The organism is Roseovarius halophilus (ex Wu et al. 2025) (assembly GCF_047086965.1).
Map to the genome: position 1 here is coordinate 1 of NZ_JBKOTX010000599.1, position 336 is coordinate 336.

Annotated in this window: 1 pseudogene; it reads left to right on the plus strand. The window is 63.4% G+C overall.

Going from position 1 to position 336, the window contains the following annotated elements:
• Window positions 1-111 precede the first annotated feature (111 nt).
• Window positions 112-336: pseudogene (locus tag ACH107_RS33660) on the plus strand (hypothetical protein); the annotation flags it as partial.

A 336-nucleotide genomic window follows, 5' to 3' on the forward strand; every position in this document is an offset into this window, starting at 1 on the left:
GAAAGCTCCGCGCGGATGTCGGTTGCTCCACCTGCGCCAATCGGCGTATCACCCCAAAGGGCTCCGGTTCCGGCTGGATGAAACTTCAGTGGCAGGTCAGCTCGAAAAGGCATGTCCTGTCAGCCGCGAGATCGTTTCTGTGCTGACCGGCTCGGGTGCCTGGACAAGTACGCCAAACACGAGGTCGCGAAGCCGGCCGGCGATGCCGACATCATCACCGATTTCGAGGACGGCACCGACGGCTTCCTGATCCGCACGGTCAGCACGCTGGACGGCACGCCCAACATCGACAATGGCGGCAACGGGCTCGGCGGCTTCCTCGACGCGCTGAACATC